The following is a 24,735-nucleotide window of genomic DNA, read 5'->3' as shown; positions in this document are numbered from 1 at the left end:
CGCGTTGCCGAACACGCTGGTAGTCGGGGCCGGTTCGGCGGGGTGTGTGCTCGCGGCTCGGCTCAGTGACGACCCGGCCCACACGGTGCTGGTGCTCGAGGCCGGCCAGGTGTGGCCCGCAACGGCCGACATTCCCGCCGAACTGCTCGACCCCGGCCATCTCCCGGTCGGACCGGAGTCGGCGGTGCTCTGGCGCTACGCGGGAAACCTGGTGCGTGGCAAGCTGATCGGCGGTTCCGGAGCGATCAACGGCAGTTATTTCATCCGGCCGCCCGCCGCGGGCTTCACGGACTGGAACAGCGAGCGATGGACCTTCGACGCGCTGCTGCCGTTCTTCCGGGGCCTGGAGAACGACCTGGATCACGGCACCGACCCCGGCCACGGCACCGACGGCCCGATCCCGGTTGTCCGGACTACCGATCCCACTCCGTTCAGCGCCGAATTCGCCGAACGATGCGCGGCAGCCGGATTGCGCGAGGTCGCCGACCTCAACGCACTCGACGCACCGGACGGCTTCGGGCGGGTACCGCTCGCGATCTCGGGAAACCGGCGCGCCGGACCGGCCATCACCCATCTCTATCCGGTCCTCGACCGGCCCAACCTCACCGTCGTCGGGGAAACGACGGTAACGCGCCTGGTCATGACCGGCAGCCGGGCCGTCGGTGTGGAATGGGTGCGCGGCCACGAACACGGACGCACCGACGCCGACCGGATCGTGCTCTGCGCGGGCGCCGTGGAATCGGCCGCGCTGCTGCTGCGCTCGGGCATCGGACCCGAGCGGCAGCTGCGCGCACTCGGCATTCCGGTGGTCCGGCCCGCCCCCGTCGGAGCGTGGTGCACCGACCACCCCGAGATCGGCGTCGAGTTTCCCGGCCCCGAACCGGCCACGTCGACCGTCGCCCTCGAATACGTGCTCGAACACGACGACCTCGAATTCCGCCCGTACACACCTGTGTTCACACCTGGTCTGCGCAGGCTCGGGGTGGCGCACATGCGGCCGACCGGCGCCGCCGAACTGACATTGCGTTCGGCCGACCCCACCGTGCCCGCCCACATCGATCAGAGCCGGCTGCTCACCGCGGCGGACCGGGCAAACCTGCGCGCGGGCGTCGAGCTGGCGTGCGAACTGTTCGACCTGGGGTTCGGCCCCGTCGACGACCACTGGCTACGTGCCAATAGTGGGACGTCCCAGCATCTGTCCGGTACCTGCCGGATGGGTCCGGCGAACGATGAGCAATCGGTCGTCGACGAGCTCGGGCGCGTGCACGGAATCGAAGGATTGAGTATTGCCGACCTTTCGGTCGTCCCGGTGCCGCTGACGCGGGGTCCGCAGGCCACGGTAGTGACGCTCGCCGCAGCCATAGCGGCGTGCTACGCGGTGTGACGGAGTGACATCTGCTAGCACAATGTGACCTGCGGGACAAACCCGCACTTCTGGCGTTTGGCCCGATAACTGCCCGGTACAGTTTGTAGCGGGAAAGAAAGGCAAATGGTCAGCAATCTTGCAGGTGGGCGGCCCCCACGGCAGGCTACGGAGGCGGGCGCGCAGCTCGGTGCTCTGGAAGCCTATGCCGCACAGGCCCATGGTTTTCTCAGTGCCGGTGGTGAACAGCTGACCCAGCTGGCCGGTCTGTTGCGTCCGCTCGTTCTCGAGTCCTGGTTACGCAGCGTACGCGGTGGGATCGATCCCACCGATATGGTCGACGGCCGCGGTCTGCGCGGCGCCGACCTGGTGCGGTATCGCGATGCCCACCCTATCGCCGCCCTCATGCCGTTGATCGACAAACTGCTGGTCCAGGACGCGGCGCGGGCGGGGCTCATCGTCACCGTCGCCGACCAGTTCGGGCGGGTGCTCTGCGTGCACGGTCATCCCGACCAGGTCGCCGCGGCTGCCGAGATCGGTCTGCGCGAAGGCGACGACCTCAGCGAGCGGCGTATCGGTACCAATGCCGTCGGCCTCGTCGTGCGCACCGGCCGGGCCACCTGGATCCACGGGCCCGAGCACTTCCTGCACCGCATGCACCAGATCACCGGTGCGGCGGCGCCCGTACACGAGCCGGACGGCAGGCTCGTCGGGGTGCTGATGATTGCCGGCGGGATGCGGGTGGCCAAGCCGGAAATCCTCGCTCTGGTCAAGGCCGCCGCCACCGCTGCCGAGATGGATCTGGTGCTGCGAGCCATGCGGGCGGGCCGAGGCGAAACCGGCTCGGTGCGCGGAAGCGACCCGGCGGCCGAACCCGAACAGGCCAGGCTGGCGCTCGATGTGCTCGGACTCGGGCAACCGCACTTGAGCGTGGCGGGGGAGCGGGTACCGCTGTCGCAACGTCATGCCGAGATCCTGCTGTTGCTCACCGAGCATCCCGAGGGCCTCGGTTCGGATCATCTCGCGCTGCTGCTCGACGACACCGATCTGGACAACGGCACGATCCGCGCCGCCATGTCGCGATTGCGCGCGGTGGTCGGCGCGACGGTGGTCGCCTCGCGCCCATACCGTTTGCAGGTGCATGTCGCAACCGATGTGGAGGCGCTGCGGGCCGCGCTGGATTCCGGTGATATCGAATCCGCATTACGGTTGTACGCCGGTCCGGTGTTGCCGCGTTCGTCGGCGCCGGGCATCTGCGACCTCCGCGACGAGTTGCGGGTGCGGTTGCGTACCGCTGTGCTCGCCTCGGCCGACCCGGCCGTGCTGCGCCGGTGGACCGCGTGTCAGGAAGGGCGCGACGATGCCGCAGCCTGGGCTGCCTATCGGGCGACCGTCGATCGCGATTCACCCCTGTATGCGCAGATCGAAGCCAAGATTCGGGTGCTCGATCGGCGCCTCGGTGCCGATGCAACGCAGATGCAACGTTTCGGCTCCTAGTCTCCCGTTCTGAAAGTGTGCTAGCTCACATATCTGTAGCCGATGTGTTGGAGCACACACTCATGGCCAGGTCGTGCCCAGCTCCGGAAACCGACTGGACGCCCGTCTGACTTTTTTATCGGAATAAGTTCCTTTTTATTAACTGAACGCCTAGTGTCGGCACTGCATGGACAGGCGCCATGTGATGTAGGCGACATTGGAGGAACGATCAACAGCTAGACCAACCGCGGCCGACGATCTGTCCGCCGCCGCAGGCGGTCCGAAGAGGATCGCCGCTCTCGTCCACATGATCTGTCGGGGATCTGCGCGGATGTGGCGTTGTGCCCATCGCGCTCTTGGCCGGACCCATCGGCGACCACGAGGTACCTCAGGTGTCTTCGTGCTGCCCGAAAACGTTCGGACTGCTGTTTTTTCGCGATACGAGGAGGCTCTGGTGCACGGTACGGAGTTGGGTGGGTTCAGCGCGCGACCGCAGGAAGCGGAGGGTGCGTCGGCACCGTTCCCGCTGACGCCAGCTCAGCTGGGGGTCTGGTACGCGCAGCTGCTCGACCCCGACGTGCCGATCACCATCGCCCAGTACGTGGACATCACCGGCGAGCTGGATCCCGATGTGCTGCAAGCGGTTACGGCCGAGGCGGCACACACCTACGGTTCGCCGCTGGTGCGCATCGGTGAGCGCGACGGTGTTCCGTATCAGGTCGTCGACCACTCGCTCCCGATCGAGAACGAGCTCCCGCTGATCGATCTGCGTCACCACGACGACCCCGTCGCCGCGGCCGAGGAATGGATGCGCGCGGAATTCGGCGCCCCGCTCGACCTGCTCACCGACCGCCTCGTCGCGGGCGCGGTGCTGCGGGTGGGTGCGCAGCGCTGGTTCTGGTACCTGCGCGGACACCACATCGTGCTCGACGGGTACGGCGCGTTCACCCTCTCGCAGCGCATCGCGGAGCTCTACACCGCCCGGGTGCTCGACTTCGAGCCGTCGCGGGTGGTGCCGGGTGACCTGGCCGAACTCGTCGAGGGCGAACAGCGCTACCGCGAGAGCACCCGCTTCGCCGCCGATCGTCAGCACTGGGCCGAGCGCATCGCCGGCCTGGACAGCCCGACCGCGCTCGACCCGCGCACCGCGCCGCGCTCGGCGATCAACCTGGTCACCGGCGGCAGGCTCACCGACAAACTGGTGCAGCGCCTGGAAACCATTGCCGCCAGCGATGATTCGACACTGTCGGCCGTGCTGCTCGCCGCGTTCGCCGCCTACCTCGGCCGGCTCACCGACCGGCCGCACGCGGTGCTGAGCCTGCCTGTTACGGCTCGGACCACCGCTGTCATGCGGCGCTCGGCGGGCATGCTGTCCAATATCGTTCCGCTGCGCCTGCCGACCGGCGCGGCCGGGGCGAGCACCACCTGGGGCGAACTGCTGCGCGCGGCCCGGGTGGAGGTGGCCGGTGCGCTGCGCCACCAGCGCTACCGCGCCGAGGACATCCGCCGCGACGCCGAGGACGACGGTCGCCCGGCCCGGCGCGCGCTGTTCGGTCCGCTCGCGAACTTCATGCTGTTCCGCACCAGCCTGCTGCTCGGCAACACCACCGGGCGCTACCGGGTGCTGTCGACGGGTCCGATCGAGGATCTGAGCCTGAATGTGTACTACGGCGATCACGACCGGGTGCATGTGGATTTCGAGGCGAACCCCAACCTCTACGACGCCGATTCGCTGGCCCGGCATCACTGCCGTTTCCTGCGCTTCCTGGAGCGGCTGACCGCGGTCGACCTGGATACCCCGGTCGGCGCCGTCGAGGTGGCCACCGAGCTGGAACTCGAGGTCAGCACCAAGATCTGGAATGCCACCGGCTTCGATGTGACGGCCGTGCTCACGGAGCGCGCGGTGGCATCGGCGACGCTACCCGCGATGTTCGAGGCGCAGGTTCTGCGGACGCCCGATTCCGTGGCTGTCCGGATGGCCGGTTCCGGTGAGGTGCTCACCTATCGCGAACTGTCGCAGCGGGCCGCCCGGCTGGCACGACGCCTGCGGGCGGAGGGTATCGGTCCGGAATCGCTGGTGGCGCTGGGTATTCGGCGTTCCACCGACCTGGTGATCGCCATGTACGCGGTGCTCGCCGCCGGCGCGGCGTACGTACCGATCGATCCGGACCACCCGGCCGATCGCATCGCCCATATCCTCGAAACCGCCTCGCCCGCCGCAATTCTCACCACCACGCGAGAGGCGTCCCTCGCCACGGACGTGCCGGTACTCGCGGTCGACGACATCGACCTGAGCTGGTACGCCGACGAGCCGCTCACCGATGCCGACCGCACGGCCCCGCTGCGGCCGGAGCATCCGGCCTACGTCATCTTCACCTCCGGCTCCACCGGTCTGCCCAAGGGCGTGGCCGTCGAGCACGCCGCGATCGTGAACCGGCTGGTGTGGATGCAGCACAGCTACCGCCTGCACGGCGTGGACACGGTGCTGCAGAAGACGCCGACGACCTTCGACGTGTCGGTGTGGGAGTTCTTCTGGCCCTTGCAGATCGGGGCCACACTGCTGCTCGCCGAGCCGGACGGGCACCGCGATCCCGCCTACCTGCGCCGGGTGATCGCCGAATACGGCGTCACCGTCGCGCATTTCGTGCCGTCGATGCTCGAGGCCTTCCTTGCCCAGCAGGAGATCGCCGAGCGTGGCTCGCTGCGACTGGTTTTCGCCTCGGGGGAGGCGCTGCCCGCCCCGCTGGCGCAGCGGTTGCGGTTGCTCACCGGGGCCCGGCTGCATAATCTCTACGGTCCCACCGAGGCCGCCGTCGACGTCACCTTCCACGAGGTGACCGACGCCGACCGGGTGACAGTGCCGATCGGCGCGCCGGTGTTCAATACCCGGCTCCATGTTCTCGACTCGCGGCTGCGGCCGGTTCCGGTCGGGGCTCCGGGTGAGCTGTATCTGTCGGGGGTACAGCTCGCCCGGGGTTATGTCGGCCGTCCCGAGCTCACCGCGGGCCGGTTCGTGGCCGACCCGGCTGCGGCGGGCGAACGCATGTACCGCACCGGCGACCTTGTGCGCTGGACGACCAACGGTGAACTGGAATACCTGGGCCGCACCGACTTCCAGGTGAAGTTGCGTGGCCTGCGCATCGAACTCGGTGAGATCGAAGCGATCCTCGACGGCGTCGAGGGCGCCGCGCGCACGGTTGTCGTCGTGCGTGACGACGCGGGTGTCGGCGAACAACTTGTCGCGTATGTGGTGGCCGAGGCCGGTGCGGTCACCGTCGACGCGCTGCGTGCGGCCGCCCTGCGCGCCCTGCCCGCCTACATGGTTCCCGCCGCGTTCGTGCTGCTCGACGAGCTGCCGGTGAACGCCTCGGGCAAACTCGACCGCAAGGCCCTGCCCGCTCCCGCTCGCACCGTCGTCGCCTACACCGAGCCCGCCGGGCCGGTGGAGGAGACGGTGGCGCGGGTGTTCGGTGAGGTGCTCGGCCTCGAGCGGATCGGCCGTGACGACGACTTCTTCGCACTCGGCGGCAACAGCCTCGTCGCCACCCAGGTCGCGGCGCGCCTCGGCGCCGATCTCGGCTGCGGTCTGACGGTGCGCGATCTGTTCGGCGCCACTACGGTGGCGCGGCTGGCCGCGGTGATCGCCGAGCGCGCCGACGCCGGTGTGAGCGCCCAGCTGCCCGTGCTCGCCGCTCGACCGCGCCCGTCGACTATTCCGCTTTCCCCCGCACAGCAACGCATCTGGTTCCTGAATCGGTTCGACCCGGCCGCGCCCGGCTACAACATGCCCTTCGCGGTGCGTTTGCGCGGCACTGCGGATCTCCCCGCGCTGCTGCGCGCGCTCGAGTCCGTGGTGGACCGGCACGAGGCCCTGCGCACCATCTTCCCGGCTGTCGACACGGGGGGCGAGGTGGCCGAGCAGGTGGTGTGCCCGGCCGGGCTGGTGCGCATCGGTGCGCCGACCGAGGTGGCCGCCGCCGAACTGGATGCCGAACTCACCCGATTCGCCTCCACCGGTTTCGATTTGGAGCACGAGGCGCCGTTCCGCGCGCAGGTGTTCGTGGTGGCCGACACTGCCGCGCGAGGCGAACCGCACACGGACTCCGATGAACTCGGCGCCGCGGTCGGCCACGCGGTCACGGCGGGTGACGGTGAATGCGTGCTCGCCGTCGTGTTGCATCACATCGCGGCGGACGGTGTTTCGCTGCAGGTGCTCGTCCGCGATGTGCTCACCGCCTACCGCGCCGCCACCGACGGCGTCGCCCCCGACTGGTCGCCGCTGACCGTGCAGTACGCCGACTACACCCTGTGGCAGCGTGAACTCCTGGGCGCCGAGAGCGACCCGAACTCGCTCGCCGCACGCGAAATCGCCTTCTGGGAACGGGCTCTGGCGGGACTGCCCGATCAGCTCGAACTGCCGTCGGCGCGGCCGCGTCCGGTGGAACCGAGCATGCGCGGCGCGCGGGTGGGCTTCGCCATCGATCCCGCCCTGCACCGGCAGCTCACCGACTTGGCTCAGCAAGCGGGTGCCTCGCTGTTCATGGTGCTGCACACCGCGCTGGCCGTGCTGCTCGCCCGCCTGTCGGGCACCACCGACATCGCCGTCGGCACCGGTGTCGCCGGACGTGGCGACCGGGCCATCGACGACCTGATCGGCATGTTCGTCAACACGCTCGTGCTGCGCACCGAGGTCGACCCGGCCGCCAGTTTCGCGGCCGCCCTCGAGCACACGCGCGAGACCGACCTGGCCGCGTTCGCGCACACCACGGTGCCGTTCGACCGGCTCGTCGATGTGGTGAACCCGGCGCGCTCGCAGTCACGCCACCCGCTGTTCCAGGTGGCTCTGAACTTCCAGGCGGTGCTCGACACCACCTTCGAGCCGGCGGGCTCGCCGGTCACCGTGCACGAGATCGAACTCGACATCACCAAGTTCGATCTGCAGATCACCCTGGGCGAAAGGCGTTCCGCCACTGGCGAAGCCGATGGCATCGAGGCCGTCGTCCTGTACGCCACCGATCTGTTCGACGAAACCGATATCCGTGACCTCGGTGCGCGCTTCGTGCGTTTGCTCGCCGCCGCCTCGGCCGCACCGGAAACCGCCGTGGGCGACCTCCCGCTGCTGTCGGTGGAAGAACAGGCCCGGCTCACCGGCATGCGTGGCGCACCCGTCACCGCCACCGGTCTGCTGCCCGACCTGCTCGCCGCCGCCGTCGCGGCCGACCCGGAGCGGGAGGCCGTCACCGACGGCGACCGCAGCCTCACCTACCGGGAGCTCGAGCGGGCCTCGTCGCGACTGGCCCGGGTGCTCATCGATGCCGGCGTCGGACCGGACGACGTCGTCGCCGTCGGCATTCCGCGTTCCATCGAATCGGTGCTCGCCGTGTGGGCGGTCGCGAAGGCGGGTGCGGCGTGGCTGCCCGTCGACCCCAGCTACCCGCTGGACCGGATCACCCACATGGTCACCGATTCCGGTGCGTGCCTCGGCCTGACCGTCGACGGGTCGGCCACCGCGCTGCCCACCTCGATCGAATGGCTGGCCCTCGACGAGCTCAAGCTGATGGCCGAATGCGCCTCGCGCTCCAGCGAACCCGTCACCGATCTCGACCGGGTGCGTCCGCTGCGGGCCGAGCACCTCGCCTATGTCATCTACACCTCCGGTTCCACCGGTCTGCCCAAGGGGGTGCTGGTGACCCAGGCCGGGATCGCCGGGTTCGCCGCCGAGGAGACCGATCGCATGGTCGGCTCGCCGGACGCGCGGGTGCTGCAGGTGGGTTCACCGTCGTTCGACATCTCGGTAATGGAGTTCCTGCTCGCGGTGAACTCCGCCGCCACCCTGGTGATCGCCGTGCCAGGTCGGCACGTCGGTGACGAACTGGCGCAATTGCTTTCGGAGCAGCGGGTCACGCACGCGCTCATGACGCCGTCGGCGCTCGCCGTGCTCGATCCCGCCCGGCTCGAGCACCTGCGCATGGTGATGGTCGGTGGCGAGGCGTGCCCGCCCGAGCTGGTCGCGCGCTGGACCGAGGGCCCGGTGGGCCGCGTGTTCGTCAACGCCTACGGCCCGTCCGAGACCACCGTCGCCACCAACATCAGCGCACCCCTCACCGCCGACACCCCGCTCACCCTCGGCACACCGCTGCGCGGCATCGCCCAGTGGGTGCTCGACAGCAGGCTCCGCCCGGTGCCCGCGGGCGTCACCGGTGAGCTGTACGTGGCGGGCGCCCAGCTCGCCCGTGGCTACCGCGACCGCGCCGCCCTCACCGCCACCCGCTTCGTCGCCTGCCCCTGGGAGCAGGGCGCCCGCATGTACCGGACCGGTGACCTGGTCCGCTGGACCCCCGAAGGCGCCCTCGCCTACGTCGGCCGCAACGACGACCAGGTGAAACTGCGCGGCTTCCGCATCGAACTCGGCGAAATCGAATCCGCCCTGCTCACCGACCCCACGATCCGCCAGGCCGCCGTGCTGGTCCGCCGTGATGCGCACCGCGGTGACCAGCTGGTGGCCTACCTGGTGCCCGCCACGGCAATGCGCCGCACGGTTGCGAAGCGGCTCACGTCTTCCGACGCATCGACCGCGGCGGTTCCTGGTGAACTGAGCGTGGCGACTCCCGCGCGCCGCGGACCAGCGGCAGGTAGCGGTCCCGAAGCATTCATCGCGCATCTGGATGTCGAGGGTATTGCCGCGGCGTTGCGTGGTCGGTTGGCGGCGCACATGGTGCCGTCGGCGTTCGTGGTGCTCGATGCGTTGCCGTTGACGCCGAACGGGAAGCTGGATCGGCGGGCGTTGCCGGAGCCGGTGTTCGCGGCGAAGGCATTCCGCGCTCCCGCGCCTGGCACCGAAACCGTGGTGGCTCAGGTGTTCGGCGATGTGCTCGGCGTGGAGCGGGTCGGCGCGGACGACGACTTCTTTGCTCTCGGTGGCAACTCACTGGTCGCCACGCAGGTCGTGTCGAGGCTCGGCGCCGCGCTCGGTGCCGGTGTGCCGTTGAAGATGCTGTTCGAAGCGCCGACCGTCAGCGCGCTCGCCGCCCGCCTGGCGGGTTCGGAGAAGACCGCCGCGCTACCCGCACTCGTCGCGGGTGAACGTCCGCAGCGGATTCCGCTGTCCTACGCGCAGCAGCGGATGTGGTTCCTCAACCAGTTCGACGCGGAGTCGGTGGCCGACAATATCGCCGCCGCCATCCGCCTGACCGGCGATCTCGACCACGCCGCGCTGGCCGCGGCGGTGGACGCGGTGATCGCCCGGCACGAAGCACTGCGCACCCGCTACCCGGCCGTCGACGGTATCCCGTTCCAGCAGGTTCTCGATCGGTTCTCCGTCGCCCTCGAGCCCGAGGACATCGATCCCGCGACGCTCGACGATCGTGTCCGCGCACTCGCCGCCGTGCCGTTCGCGGTGGATCAGGAACCGCCGGTCCGCCTGCGCCTGCTGCGCACCGCCGCCGACGAGCACGTCCTGGTGCTCGTGGTGCACCACATCGCCGCCGACGGCTGGTCGGTGGCGCCGCTCACCCACGACGTGATGCTCGCCTACGCGGCCCACCGCGCGGGCACCGCTCCGGAGTGGACCGCGCTGCCCGTGCAGTACGCCGACTTCGCCCTCTGGCAGCGGGACGCGCTGGGCGCCGAGGACGACCCGTCGTCGCCGATGGCCCATCAGATCGATTTCTGGACAACAGAACTCGCGGACCTGCCCGACCTGCTGACGCTCCCCACCGACCGCCCGCGTCCGGCCGTGGCATCGGGTCGCGGAGCCCGCCACGTCTTCTCGATTCCCGCGACGATCACCGACCGCCTGCGGGCGCTGGCGACCGAGTCCCACGCATCGCTGTTCATGGTGCTGCACGCCGCGTTCGCCACCACCTTGGCGAAACTTGCGGGCCAGGACGATATTTCGGTCGGCACACCCGTGGCCGGACGCGGTGACCAGGCTCTCGACCGGCTCGTCGGCATGTTCGTCAACACGCTCGTGCTGCGCACCCGGATTCCGTCGGATGCCACCTTCACCGAACTCGTCGGCACCGTCCGCGACGCCGACCTGCGTGCCCTCGCCAACGCCGACGTCACCTTCGACCGGCTCGTGGAGGTGGTCGACCCACAACGCTCGACCGCCCGCCACCCTCTCTTCCAGGTGATGCTCGACTTCCAGAACACCACCCGGACCGAACTCGCACTCGCGGGCCTCACCGCAAGCGAACTCGAGATCGATACCCACACAGCCAAATTCGACCTGCATCTGACGCTGCGCGAAACCTCCGACGGCCTGCTCGCCCGCTTCGAGTACGCCACGGACCTCTTCGACGCCCGGACCATCACAGATTTCAGCACCCGGCTCCTACGGGTGCTGGATACGGTGAGCGCCGATCCCAACGTCGTGATCGGCGACATCGACCTGCTCAGCGCCGCGGAGCGCACCCTGCTGCTCGAGACCTGGAACGACACCGCGTTCCCGATGATCGAGGGGGCGAACCTGGTCTCGCTGTTCGAGGCACAGGCCGCCCGCACCCCGGGTGCGACCGCGGTGACATTCGAAGGCCATTCCCTCACCTACGCCGAGTTCGGCGAGCGAGTGAATCGCCTTGCCCGCCTGCTCATCTCGATCGGTGTGCGCCCCGACCGTACGGTTGCCCTCGGACTACGCCGCGGCACCGACCTGGTGGTCGCCATGTATGCGGTGCTCACCGCAGGTGGGGCGTATGTGCCGCTCGACCCCGACCACCCCGCCGAGCGCATCGCGCAGGTGCTCGACGCCGCCGACCCGGTGTGCGTGCTCACCCGTGAGGCAGACGGTCTCGACCTGGCCCGCGCCGAGCGTGCTGTCGTCCTCGACCTGGATCAGGTCGACACCACCGATTACCCGGCCGATGCGGTCACCGACGGCGATCGCCTCGCCACCCTCACCCCGGACAATGCCGCCTACCTGATCTTCACCTCCGGCTCCACCGGCAAGCCCAAGGGCGTCGTCGTCTCGCACGCCGCGATCGTCAACCGACTGATCTGGATGCAGGACGCCTACCGCCTCACCCCCGCCGACACCGTCCTGCAGAAGACACCCGCCACCTTCGACGTCTCGGTGTGGGAGTTCTTCTGGCCGCTGCAGATCGGCGCCCGTCTCCTCCTGGCCGCCCCCGACGGCCACCGCGACCCGGCCTACCTCGCCGACCTCATCGACCGCGAAGCCGTCACCGTCGCCCACTTCGTCCCCTCGATGCTGACGGCGTTCGTCGCGGCCTTGGGCGCCGACCTCACCGCGCCGACCGCAACAGCTTCGGGCATTGCCCCCTCGACAAACCGCGATGCTGCCACGTCGGCGGACGTCGGCACGTCCTCGGGGGACTCCGCGCTGGTCGAGCTCGGCATGTCCTCCGACATCGCCACGCGCGCGGATCTCGGAGTCCGCTCGAGTGCCGGAGCGCGTCAGCCTTCCTCGGCCCGGTGCGACTCGCTGCGGCTGGTGTTCGCCTCGGGTGAGGCGCTGGCACCTGCCCCGGCCCAGGCGCTGCGCCGCCTCACCGGTACGGCTGTGCACAACTTGTACGGCCCCACCGAAGCAGCGGTCGACGTGACCTTCCACGAGGTCGTCGACGCCGACGAGGTCACCGTCCCGATCGGCGCCCCGGTCCACAACACCCAGGTCTACGTCCTCGATGCCCGCCTGCGTCCGGTCCCGCCCGGCGTCCCCGGCGAGCTGTACCTGGCAGGCATTCAGCTGGCCCGTGGCTACGCGGGTCGCGCCGACCTCACCGCCGACCGCTTCGTCGCCAACCCGTTCACCCCCGGCGAGCGCATGTACCGCACCGGCGATCTGGTGAGCTGGACGGTCCTCGCCGACAGCGACCCGGCAGCGAGTGTGTCGCACATCGACGCCCGCACCAGTGGTGCTGATTCCTCGGACGACACCGATATCCGCGTCGGAGGAGACGTGGACAGTGCGCCGGTGCGCTGTGCACGTGGCGAGCTGAAGTACTTGGGTCGCACCGATTTCCAGGTCAAGCTGCGCGGGCTCCGGATCGAGCTCGGTGAGATCGAAGCAGCGCTGTCGAGGGTGCCCAAGGTTGCCCAGGCTGCGGTTCTGGTCCGCGACGACGTGCTGGTCGGCTATCTCGTCGGCGCTCCGGATCTCGAGGTCGTCGAGTCGACGCTGGCTCGCACCCTCCCGGCCTATATGGTCCCGTCGGCGTTCGTGGTGCTCGACGAGTTCCCGCTGAACGCTTCCGGCAAGCTCGACCGGAAGGCGCTGCCCGCACCGGTTTTCGAGGCCGCGGTTTTCCGTGCGCCGTCGACCGAGGTGGAGCGGATCGTCGCCGCCACCTTCGCCGCCGTGCTCGGCTTCCCGGCCGATCGGCAGGTCGGTCTCGACGACGACTTCTTCGCCCTCGGTGGCAATTCGCTCACCGCCACCCAGGTCGTCGCCCGGCTCGGTGCCGCCCTCGACACCCAGGTCCCCGTACGTCTGCTCTTCGACGCGCCGACCGTCTACACACTGGCCGAACGATGCGCGGCTCTGCGTGGCACCGGCGGCCGGGTAGCGCTCACGACTCGCACACGCCCGCAGCATATTCCGCTGTCGCCCGCGCAGCGGCGCATGTGGTTCCTCAATCGCTTCCTCGCCGACGCCGACGGTCCCGGCGACGCCGTCGACAACATCCCGGTCGCCCTGCGCCTCACCGGCGACCTCGATATCGCCGCGCTCGAGGCGGCGCTCGCCGATGTGATCGACCGGCACGAAACCCTGCGGACCAGTTACCCCGAGGGCCCTGACGGCGCCGAGCAGCGGATCGCCGCCGCCGCCCCGCTCGCGCTCACACCCGAGCCGGTCACCGAGCAGGAACTGCCCGCCCGCCTGCTGGCATGTGCCGCGGTGCGCTTCGACCTGACCACCGAGATCCCGTTCCGCGCGGCACTGTTCGCGACGGACGACGCGCACGTTCTCGTCCTCGTCGTCCACCACATCGCCGCCGACGGTTTCTCCCTCGGCCCGCTGGCCGCCGACCTGATGACCGCCTACGCCGCCCGCCGCGACGGCATCGCCCCCACCTGGTCGCCACTGCCGGTCCAGTACGCCGACTACGCCCTCTGGCAGGACGAGGCCCTCGGCGACCCTGCCCAGCCCGGCTCGCTCGCCCACACCCAGCTCGCCTTCTGGCAGCGCACCCTCGCCGGTCTGCCCGAACAGCTGGAACTGCCGACCGACCGGCCACGTCCGGCCGATTCGAGCTTCCGCGGCGGCGTGCACCGGTTCCAGATCGACTCCGATCTGCACAGTGAGCTGCGGGAACTCGCGCGCAAGCACGAGGCGACCCTGTTCAGCACTGTGCACGCGGCGCTGGCCGTGCTGCTGGCGCGGCTGTCTGGCAGCGGTGACATCGCCATCGGCACCCCGGTCGCCGGCCGCGGTGAGGCCGCCATCGACGGCCTGATCGGCATGTTCGTCAACACCCTCGTCCTGCGCACCCAGGTCGACCCGCGCGCCGAGTTCGAAACCACCCTCGATGCCGTGCGCGCGGGCGACCTCGACGCACTCTCCCACGCCGACGTCCCCTTCGAGCAGGTCGTCGAGGCCGTCGACCCGGCACGGGCCCGCAACCGGCACCCGCTGTTCCAGGTGGCTCTCGTCCTGCAGAACTTCACCGTTGCCGCACTCGATGGGGCCGGATTGCGCGCGGCCCCCGTCGATTTCGACGCCGCCGTCGCGAAGTTCGACCTGCAGTTCACCCTGCGCGAATCCGACGACATCGACGGTCGCGCCGACGGCATGGCCATCGAGATCGCCTATGCCACCGACCTGTTCGACGAATCGAGCGTGGCCGTCCTCGCTCGCCGCTTCACCCAGGTGCTGGCCGCTGTCGTCGCGGACCCGACCGTCGTCGTCGGCGACATCCAGTTGCTCAGCGCCGAGGAACAGCAGCGCACCCTGCACGACTGGGCGAGCGTCGAGGCCGCGGTGGCCGAGACCGGCGACACCATGGTCGACCGGTTCGCCCGCGCCGCCCTCATCGATCCGCAGGCCGTCGCGGTGAAGGCAGGGGAGCGGCAGCTCACCTACGCCGAGCTCGACGCCTGGTCCAGCCGCCTCGCCCGACGTCTCATCGCGGCAGGTGTCGGCCCGGAAAGGCTGGTGGCCGTGGCTCTTCCGCGCACTGTCGAACTCACCGTCGCGCTGCTCGCGGTGCTGAAGGCCGGTGGCGGTTACCTGCCGATCGACCCGAACTATCCCGCCGACCGCATCGAGTACGTCCTCGACGACGCCCGCCCGCTGTGCGCCGTCGCCAACGCGGAGACCGGCCTGCCGCGCGACTGGTTCGGCGGGCCCGTGATCGACCCGAACTGCGGCAACCTGGCCGACTTCGGCGCCGAACCGCTCACCGACGCTGATCGCCGTGCCCCGCTCGCACCCGCGCACACGGCCTACGTCATCTACACCTCCGGTTCCACCGGCCGCCCCAAGGGCGTGCAGGTGCCGCACGCGAACGTGCTTGCGCTGCTGGACAATACGGCCGCGAAGTTCGAGTTCGGGCCGTCGGACGTGTGGACGATGTTCCACTCCTACGCCTTCGACTTCTCGGTCTGGGAACTGTGGGGCGCCCTGCTGCACGGTGGCTCGATCGTCCTCGTCGACTACTACACCTCCCGCTCACCCGAACAGTTCCGCGAACTCCTGATCCGCGAACAGGTGACCGTCCTCAACCAGACCCCGTCGGCCTTCTATCAGCTCATCGCCGCCGATCTGGACGCCCCGGCCATCGCCGCCGATGGGGTCGCGCCCGCCGTCGCTGCCGATCTGGTCGCATGCGCCACCGATGCGGACCGGCCGTGTGACCCGTCCGCCGGTGCTGAATCCGGCAGTGGGGACGCCGACCCGGATGCGCTTCCCGCGGGTGGCAGGGCAGACCGCGCCACGGCGAATGCGCAGGGTCTGCGTGGCTCGGCCGAGGGTGCTCCCGCCGACTTCGCGCTACGCGCGGTGATTTTCGGCGGTGAAGCGCTGGAACCGCAGCGACTGGATGCTTGGTTCGCCCGCTGTCCGCACGCGCCTCGACTGGTGAATATGTACGGCATCACCGAGACCACCGTGCATGTGTCCTACCGCGAGATCACCCCGGACACCGGCTCGGCCAGCGTGATCGGCGGCGCCATCGCCGGACTCACCGTGCGTGTCCTCGATTCGCGGCTGCGTCCCGTTCCGGCGGGCGTGCCCGGTGAAATCTACGTGTCCGGCCCACAGTTGGCGCGCGGCTACCTGAACCGACCCGGGCTGACCGCGAGCCGCTTCGTCGCCGATCCGTACGGCCCGCCCGGTGCCCTCGCGTACCGGTCCGGCGACCTGGCCCGGTGGAAGGCGACCGGTGACGGCGCCGACCTCGAGTACCTCGGTCGTGCCGACCAGCAGGTGAACCTGCGCGGTTTCCGGGTGGAGCTCGGTGAGATCGAGGCGGCGTTGCTGAACAGCTCGGCGGCGCCCCGCGAAGTCGCGGTGCTGGTGCGCACGGATCTCGTCGACGAGCCAAGGATCGTGGCCTATCTCGTGCCGGGCACGACGCACATCGATGCCGCAGCGCTGCGCCAGGAACTGTCGCGCACACTGCCCGAGCACATGCTTCCGGCCGCGGTCGTGCCCGTCGAGCGGATTCCGCTGACGGTCAACGGCAAACTCGACCGGGCCGCGCTGCCCGCGCCGGTCTTCGAGGCCACCGTGTACCGCAAGCCCGCCACCGTCACCGAGGAGATCGTGGCCGCGGTCTACGCCGAGGTGCTCGGCACCGGTGACCGGCCGGTCGGCGCCGACGACGACTTCTTCGCCCTCGGCGGCAGCTCCCTGCTGGCCGCCAAGGCCGTGGCCCGCATCGGTGCGGCACTCGACCGCAGGGTCGGGGTGCGCACCCTGTTCGAGGCGCCGCGCGTCGTCGACCTGGCCGCGGCCGTGGACGCCCAGGCGAAGGTGGACCGTCCAGCCCTGGTCGGCCGGGCACGCCCCGACCGCCTACCGCTTTCGCCCGCCCAGCAGCGCATGTGGTTCCTCAACCGCTTCGACCGCACCTCGGTGGCCTACAACATCCCGTTCGCCCTCCGCCTCACCGGCGACCTGAACATCCCCGCACTCCAAGCGGCCGTTGCCGATCTGATCGCCCGCCACGAATCCCTGCGCACCATCTACCCCGAGGTCGACGGCACCCCCGTCCAGTCGATCGTCCCCGCCGCGCAGGCCATCGCACCCGCCCACCCGAAGGCCGACGCGTCCGGCACCGGCCCCGCTGCGCAGGCGGTCGCCCTTGTTCGCCCGAAGGCCGACGCGTCCGGCACCGGCCCCGCTGCGCAGGCGGTCGCCCTTGTTCGCCCGAAGGCCGACGCGTCCGGCACCGGCCCCGCTGCGCAGGCGATCGCCCTTGTCCGCCCAAAGGCCGACGCGCCCGGCGCCGTCTACGCCGCGCACTCCGGCGCGATCCCGGCCCTGAACCCGGCAGAGATCACCGACGACGTGCTGCCGCACATGATTCGGGAGCTCGCCGAGACCACCTTCGACGTCACCGCCGAGATCCCGGTCCGGCTGCGCCTGCTCCGCCTGAGCGAGTCCGAATTCGTGCTGGCGGCGGTCCTGCATCACATCGCCGCCGACGGTTCGTCGGTCGCACCGTTCGTCGCCGATCTGATGCGCGCCTACACCGCCCGGCTCGCCGACACCGCGCCCGGCTGGACGCCGCCCGCCGTCCAGTTCGCCGACTACGCCCTCTGGCAGCGCGAACTCCTCGGCGACGACAGCGACCCCGAATCGGTTGCCGCCCAGCAGCTCGCCTTCTGGCAGCGACAGCTCGCGGGCCTTCCGGATCAGCTGGCGCTGCCGACCGATCGTCCGCGCCCGGCCCGGCAGAGCCTGCGCGGCGACAAGGTGACCTTCACCGTCGACGCCGACCTGCACGCCGCGCTCGCCGCGCTCGGCCGCGCGCACGGCGCCACCCTGTTCATGGTGGTGCACGCGGCCTTCGCCGCCCTGCTCGCGCGGCTCTCCGGCACCGGCGACATCGCCGTCGGCACCCCGACCGCCGGTCGCGGTGAGGCCGAACTCGACGAGGTCATCGGCATGTTCGTCAACACCCTGGTGTTGCGCACCCCGGTGACGCCCGCGGCGCCGTTCACCGAGCTGCTGAGCGCGGCCCGCACCGCCGACATCGCCGCCTTCGCCCACGCCGATGTGCCGTTCGAGCGGCTGGTCGAGGTGCTCAACCCGGCCCGCTCCACCGCCCGGCACCCGCTGTTCCAGGTCGGCTACTCCTTCCAGAACCACGATCGTGGAAACCTGGAGTTGCCCGGCCTCACCGTGACCGACATCGAATTCGATTCCGGCGTCGCGCAATTCGACCTGCACCTGTTCGCCCTGGACAACTACACCGCCGACGGGTCACCCTCGGGCATCGACATGGTGCTCGGCTACGCGACCGACCTGTTCGACGACACCACCGCCGAGCGGTTCGCCCGGTCTCTGCACCGCATCCTCGAAGCCGTCACCGCCGCACCGGAAACCCGCGTCGGCGACCTCGACCTGCTCGGCGCCGACCGCGTTCGCGTACTCGAGACATGGAACGCCACCGCCCACCCGGTCGCCCCGGCCACGCTGGCCGACCTCGGCGCCCGGCAAGCGGAGCGGACCCCGGACGCGACCGCCCTGATCGACGCCGATACCGGGGAATCCCTGGACTACCGCACCTTCGACGCCCGGGTGAACCGCATCGCCCGCCTGCTCATCGCCGAAGGTGTCGGCCCGGAACGCACCGTGGTGCTCGCCATGCGCCGAGGGCTCGATCTGGTGATCGCCATGCATGCGGTAGTCCGTGCCGGTGGCGCGTACGTGCCGGTCGACCCCGACCACCCGGCCGACCGCATCGCCTACATCATCGAGACCGCCGCACCGATGTGTGTGCTCACCACCGTCGCGGACGGTGTGCCCGTCACGGTGAACGTTCCCGTCTTCGAGCTGGATCATCGTGCGCTGGAAGAGGTGACGAACGAGCCGATCACCGATGCCGAGCGCATCACCCGGCTGCGCCCGGAGCACCCCGCGTACGTCATCTTCACCTCAGGCTCCACCGGCCTGCCCAAGGGTGTCACCGTCCCGCACGCGGCCGTCGTCAACCAGTTGGCCTGGCTGCACGACCGTTTCACCATGACCGGCACCGACCGTGTCCTGCTGAAGACACCGGCCACCTTCGACCTGTCGGTCTGGGAATTTTGGTCCCCCCTCACCAGCGGTGGGACGCTGATCGTCACCCGCCCAGGCGACGAACGCGAGCCGGAACGCCTGCGCGACATCATGACCCGCTACGGCGTCACGGTGCTGCACGCCGTCCCATCCCTGATCGGCATGCTCCTCACCAGTGCCGATGTCGACGTCCCGACCGCAACGACCCTGCCCCTGTCGCTGCGCGCGGTCCTCGCCATCGGTGAAGCACTGCCGGTCGCGACCGCCACCCAGTTCCTGGCGTCCGGCACCTCGGCTCGTCTGCACAACCTGTACGGGCCGACCGAGGCCGCTGTCTCGATCACCGAACACGAAGTCGCGCAGCACCCTTCGCATGTGGTTCCGATCGGCTCGCCCGAGTGGAACAGCGCGGTGTACGTGCTGGATACCCGGCTCAACCCCGTGCCGATCGGGGTCGCGGGCGAGCTGTATCTGGCCGGCGCCCAGCTGGCTCGTGGCTACCACGGCCGCTACGCCCTGACCGCCGATCGCTTCGTCGCCAACCCCTTCGAGCCTGCCGGGGCGCGCATGTACCGCACCGGCGACATCGTCCGCTGGCGCGACGACGGCACCCTCGAATACCTGGAACGCGCCGACTTCCAGGTCAAGATCGGCGGCTTCCGGATCGAGCTCGGTGAGGTCGAAACAACCCTGTTGCGCTGCACCGATGTGCGTGCGGCGGTCGCGATCGCCAAGGACGACGACCGCGCGGGCGCCCGCCTGATCGCCTACGCGGCGGTTGCCGACCTGACACCCGGCGACGAGCAGACCATCGGGTCGCGCCTGCGTGGCGAACTCGCGGGCCACCTGCCCGCCTATATGGTCCCCGCCGCCGTGGTGGTGCTCGACAGCCTGCCGCTCAATGCCAACGGCAAGGTCGACCGAGCCCGGCTGCCCGAACCGGCCTTCACCGAGGCGGCCTTCCGCGCACCGGTCACCGCGCTGGAACAGCTTGTCGCACAAGTCTTCACCGAGGTGATCGCCTGCCCGAGCGCCGGCCTGGACGACGACTTCTTCGCCCTCGGCGGCAACTCGCTGATGGCGACCCGGCTCGCCGCCCGGCTCGGTGCCGCACTCGGCGCCCAGGTGCCGGTCGCGGCCGTTTTCGAGGCGCCGACCGTCGCAGCCCTCGCCGAGCGGCTGGCCGCCGCCGAGCGCACGGGCGCACGCCCGCCGCTCACCCGGCGCACCGAGGACGGACCCGCCGTCCTCGCACCCGCGCAGCAGCGCATGTGGGTGCTGCACCAGCTGTCCCCGCAGTCGTCGGCGTACCACATCCCCGCCGCCATCCGCCTCACCGGCGAACTCGACCTGGCCGCCCTGCAGGCCGCGATCGCCGACCTGCTCGCCCGCCACGAGAGCCTGCGCACCCGATACCCGGACACCCCGGACGGACCGGTGCAGCAGGTACTGCCCGCGTGGTCGTCAGCGGTAGACCTCACGCCGATCCCGGTCGCCGCCGACGACGTCGAGGCCCGGATCGCCGCCCTGGTCGCCCAGCCGTTCGACATCACCGCCGCACCGCCGGTTCGCGTGGCGCTCTACAAACTCGGTGAGAACGAGCATGTGCTGGTCGTCGTCGTCCACCACATCAGTGGCGACGGTTACTCGATCGCACCGCTGACCCGGGATCTGGTGCGCGCTTACGTCGATCGTGCTCAGGGCAACGAACCAGGCTGGGCGCCATTGGAAATCCAGTACAGCGACTTCAGCGTCTGGCAGCGCACCATGCTCGGTGACGAGCACGACCCGGACAGCGTGGTGTCCCAGCAGCTGCGGTACTGGTCGCAGGAGCTCGCGGGCACACCGGAACTTCTGTCGCTCCCGACCGACCGCCCCCGATCCACGCGACGCGAGACGCACGGCGCGACTGTCGAATTCGAGGTCGATTCGGCAATGACCCGACGCCTGGACGAGGTGGCTCGCAGCAACAACACCACCTTGTTCACCGTCGTCCACAGCGCTCTCGCCGTGCTGCTCGCCAAGCAGTCGGGCAGCAGCGATATCACCGTCGGTGCCCCTGTCGCCGGTCGCGGTGCGCGCGAACTCGACGATCTCGTCGGCATGTTCGTCAACACCGTCGTGCTGCGCACCGAGGTCGACTCCCGCGCCCCGTTCACCGACCTGCTCGCCCAGGCCCGCCGCCGCGACCTGGCCGCCATCGCGCATGCCGATGTCCCGTTCGAGCAGGTGGTCGACGCGCTCGGGCGGACCAGATCGGGCGCCTACACACCGCTGTTCCAGGTGATGCTCACCTTCCAGAACATGCCACCGGGCAGCATCGACCTACCCGGCCTACGCGTGCAGCCGCTCGACCCGGGCCTGACCGAAGCCAAGTTCGACCTGCACCTGACCGCCGTGCAGCGCTACGACTCCGACGGCGAACTCGACGGCATCGACATGCATTTCGGTTACGCCACAGACCTTTTCGACGAGAAGACCATCCGGGTGCTCACCGAGCGATTCCGCAAGGTGCTCGCCGCCGTCGCCGCCGATCCCGCCGTGGTGGTTCGGGCCATCGACGTGCGCACCGACGCCGAGCAGGCACCCACCGCACCGACCACCGCCGACCTGCCGAGCCTGATCGGTTCGGCGGCCCGTGTGGCGCCGGCGACCGTGGCATTCGTCCACGGCGAGCACGCCATCTCCTTCGCCGAGCTCGACGCCAAGCTCACCGCCGTGAGCCGGTCGATGGGCGCGAAGATGAAACCCGAAGCGCTGATCAACGTCGCGCTGGCCGGGCTGGTGCCCGGTGTGCTCGGCGCCCTCGGCGCGGCGGGTCTAGCCACCACTTTGCACACACTGGTGACCGATGCCGCCGCGGTGATCGCCGGGGCGGGGTCGGCTGACGACTCGGAAGGACAACTCTGATGTCGCACACGAATTCGGTCACGGCCGCCGTCCCGTTCGACACGCTGGGGCGTGAGCTCCCGAACGAAGACGGGCGTGACCCGGCGACCCTGCTCGCCGCATTCATCGACCAGGTCGCCGACGACCCCGATGCGCTCGCTGTCGTCGACGGCGAACGCGCCCTCACCTACGCCGAGATCGCCGACCGCGCCGAGGCGCTGGCGGCGGTGCTGGTGGAACGCGATGCCGGACCCGAGACCACGGTCGCGGTGTGCCTGCCACGTTCCGCCGAACTGGTGGTGGCCGTGCACGCCGTGATCGCCTCGGGGGCGGCGTTCGTTCTGCTCGATCCCGACGCACCCGCCGACCTGCGTGCCCGCACCCTTGCGCTGGCGGCGCCCACCCTGCTGCTCACCGAGGCCGTTCCCACGTCCGCCGACCCGGGTCTCGACACCGGCTCGACAACCGAAAGCACTGCTGAACAGGCGATTTCGGTTCAAGTACTGAACCGAGCCGACAACCCTCCCGTTGAAGGTTCGCGAGCACTTCCGGGCCCGGGTGCCGACAATCCCGCCTACCTCGTCGTCGACCCGACCGCCTCGACCGCCGTCGTCATCGGACACCGTGCGGCACATGCCAATTCGGTCTGGCGGTACCGGATGTGCGGCATCGGGGCAGGCGATTCCGTGCTGTGGCACGCACCGATCGGCTCCCAGGCCGCGATCGGTGAACTCCTGCTCGCCCTGCAATCGGGCGCGGCACTCGTGCTGCCGGTCGGCGACACCCTCGCCGAGGCGATCGCCGAAACCCGCGTGACCACAGCCGCATTCGACCCGGTCCAGCTCGCGGAACTGACCGAGCTACCCGACGCCGAGGAACTACTCGACTCGCTACGCGTGGTACTGGCCCGAGGCGCGACCCTCCCGGCGAAAACCGCCGCGGCCCTGCGTTCGGTGAGTGGCGCCACCCTGTGGCAGGTGTACGGCAGACCGGAAACCGCGGGCGAGGTCGTCGCCCACGAGGTGACCGGCGCCGACCTCGAAGTGGTGCCACTCGGGTGCGCCGCCGACGACGTGGAACTGCTCGTTCTCGACGAACATCTCGAACCCGTCGCCGACGGTGAAGTGGGCGAACTGTACATCTCCGGCGTGCAATTGGCGCGCGGCTACCTCGGCAGGCAGGCGACCGCCGCCACCTTCCTCGCCAACCCCATCGGACCCGTCGACGACCGCATGTTCGCCACCGGCGACCTGGTGCGCCGCAGGCCACCGGGGGAGGGGTGGGCGGCCGAACTCGAATACGTCGGGCGGGTGGACGATCGCGCCGACCGGTACGCGGTCGTCCCGGCCCGCGGCGGACTGCCGGGCGAACTCCTGCACGACGAGTTCGAAGCCCAGGCCGCCGCGACGCCTTTCGATCCGGCCGTCGTCCATGCGGCGGGTTCCGGGTCGATCATCACCTACGGTGACCTCGACCGGCGGACCAATCAGCTCGCCCGGCACCTGGCCGCGCTCGGCATCGGACCGGAATGCCCGGTGCTGGTCGATATTCCGTGCTCGATCGAGCTGGTCGTCGGTGTGTACGCCGTGCTGAAGGCGGGTGGCGCGGTGGTGCCGGTCGAGGCCGGGGTGCTGCCGCCGGTCGTCGGTCCCGCGTTGATCGTCACCGTGGCCGGGCGTGAACACACTGCGGCGTACGACATTCCGCGGGTGGTCATCGACGACGTGACGCTGTCGGACTATTCCGACGAACCCATCACGCCCGGTGAGCGGCGCGCGCCCGTACTTCCGCAGCATCCGGCCTTCGTGCTGTATCCGCGTGGCGCCGGGCAGGGTGTCACCGTGAGTCATGCGGCGGCGGTGCACCGGATCACTGCCATGCAGAGCAGGCACGGGCTCACCGGTCGCGACGTGTACCTGCACCAGGCCACCGAGTGGCACGGATATGTGCTGCCGTTGCGGGTCGGCGCCACCGTTGTCCTCACCGAACCTCCTGATCCGGCCCGGTTGATCGACCTGATCGCCACCTACGGCATCACCGCCGCCGACTTCACGCCCCAGCGGCTCACCGAATTCACCGAGCACCTCACCGGCGTCGCCGACGGCGTGCCGACCCTGCGCAGCGCCGTCGTGCTCGGCGCCCCGCTCACCGCCGCACAGATCCGCGACTTCGCCGCCGTCTCCGCCGCGCACCTGCACCACGACTACGGTCGCGCCGAAGCGACCGTCACCCTCACCTACCCCGAACAACCCCGCGCCGACTCGGGTGAACCCCCGCCGGTCCGGGTTCGGGAATGGAACCGCCGCGTCTACGTGCTCGACGCGCGACTGCGCCCGACCAGCCCCGGCGTCGCGGGCGAGCTGTACCTGTCGGGCGCACAACTGGCCCGCGGCTACCGCGACGATCCGACCGTCACCGCCGAACGCTTCGTCGCCAACCCCTTCGGCATCCCCGGCGAACGCATGTTCCGCACCGGCGAACGAGCCCGCTGGGAAATCGACGGAACCACCGCCGCTCTGGTCCGCCTCGGCACTACCAACCCCACCAGGAAGGCACTCCCATGACCAACCCGTTCGACGACGACAACGCCCAGTTCTACGTCCTCGTGAACTCCGAAGGCGAACACTCCCTCTGGCCGACCTTCGCCGCCGTCCCCGGCGGCTGGACCGTGGCCTTCGGCGCAGCCCCCCGCACCTCGTGCCTGCACTACGTCGAATCCCACTGGCTCGACATGCGCCCCAATTCCCTCATCGCCGCCATGGCCAACGACCCCCGCCCCGAATAGGTCCGTCACCGTCGCGGCAGGCTGCGGCGG

5 protein-coding genes are annotated in these 24,735 nt (G+C 70.0%); all 5 read left to right on the top strand.

Annotated elements, in window-relative coordinates:
* The first annotated feature begins 4 nt into the window (after window positions 1–4).
* Entirely contained in the window at window positions 5–1,384 is a 1,380-nt protein-coding gene (gene mftG / locus NCO8_RS20685) for a mycofactocin dehydrogenase MftG (RefSeq protein WP_067641830.1), read from the top strand.
* Between the two features lie 105 nt (window positions 1,385–1,489).
* On the top strand, window positions 1,490–2,860 hold the full coding sequence (locus NCO8_RS20680; RefSeq protein ID WP_067485228.1) for a GAF domain-containing protein: 1,371 nt from the start codon (window positions 1,490–1,492) through the stop codon (window positions 2,858–2,860).
* Between the two features lie 433 nt (window positions 2,861–3,293).
* Window positions 3,294–21,941: a non-ribosomal peptide synthetase gene (locus NCO8_RS20675; RefSeq protein ID WP_067641829.1), complete on the top strand. Its 18,648-nt coding sequence runs from the start codon at window positions 3,294–3,296 to the stop codon at window positions 21,939–21,941.
* Window positions 21,941–24,484 carry an AMP-binding protein gene (locus NCO8_RS20670; protein ID WP_067641828.1) on the top strand — a complete coding sequence of 848 codons (2,544 nt, stop codon included), beginning with the start codon at window positions 21,941–21,943 and terminating at the stop codon, window positions 24,482–24,484. Before NCO8_RS20675 ends, NCO8_RS20670 begins: the two co-directional genes overlap by 1 nt.
* Window positions 24,481–24,705, top strand: coding sequence for an MbtH family protein (locus NCO8_RS20665; RefSeq protein WP_067485237.1), 225 nt, complete (start codon window positions 24,481–24,483; stop codon window positions 24,703–24,705). Before NCO8_RS20670 ends, NCO8_RS20665 begins: the two co-directional genes overlap by 4 nt.
* The last annotated feature ends 30 nt before the right edge of the window (window positions 24,706–24,735 follow it).

The organism is Nocardia coubleae NBRC 108252, from assembly GCF_001612805.1.
GTDB lineage: Bacteria > Actinomycetota > Actinomycetes > Mycobacteriales > Mycobacteriaceae > Nocardia > Nocardia coubleae.
This window is presented reverse-complemented; position numbering and strand designations above follow the sequence as displayed.

Bases quoted from the DNA above. Each gene is read 5' to 3' on its own strand.
- NCO8_RS20680 (WP_067485228.1), top strand. From the start codon at position 1,490: ATGGTCAGCAATCTTGCAGGTGGGCGGCCCCCACGGCAGGCTACGGAG.
- NCO8_RS20670 (WP_067641828.1), top strand. From the start codon at position 21,941: ATGTCGCACACGAATTCGGTCACGGCCGCCGTCCCGTTCGACACGCTG.
- NCO8_RS20665 (WP_067485237.1), top strand. From the start codon at position 24,481: ATGACCAACCCGTTCGACGACGACAACGCCCAGTTCTACGTCCTCGTG.